This window comes from Flavobacterium sp. NRK F7, assembly GCF_024054195.1.
Taxonomy (GTDB): domain Bacteria; phylum Bacteroidota; class Bacteroidia; order Flavobacteriales; family Flavobacteriaceae; genus Flavobacterium.
Window position 1 is genome coordinate 1 of record NZ_JAMXLB010000002.1, and the last position, 422, is coordinate 422.

Here is a 422-nt window from a genome sequence, read left to right on the forward strand (position 1 = left end):
AGCGGTTTTAAGAAATTGGGAGTTTAGGCAAAATTTAAAGGTAATTTTATATATTTGACTTTAGTCCTAATGGAATGGTTTGGGAACAAAAATCCCCAACTTCTTAAAGCCGGCGGGACGTTAGCGGCAAGCTTAAACCGATAAGAATGATTAAAAATATTATCATTACTATTTCTCTTCTTTTAATCTCATGTTCGAAAGACAAACATAAGATTGAAATATACACATCACCTTATAGATTCAACAATCTAGAAGGAATTCAATTATCGAAACACTTTGAAAATGAGATTAAAAATGATGCTGATTTTTTAAGAAAATTTGGCGCTAATACAACTTTTGATACTTTAAACAATGATATTATTTTTGCCGGAAAATTCAATTTTGTCAGTACTAAATTAAATAAAGAACCTACGATATCAGAC

1 protein-coding gene is annotated in these 422 nt (G+C 29.6%); it reads left to right on the plus strand.

Going from position 1 to position 422, the window contains the following annotated elements; all coding sequences use genetic code 11:
- Nucleotides 1–146 precede the first annotated feature (146 nt).
- A partial coding sequence (locus tag NHF47_RS17015; protein ID WP_252766117.1) for a hypothetical protein occupies nucleotides 147–422 on the plus strand: 276 nt, incomplete at its 3' end.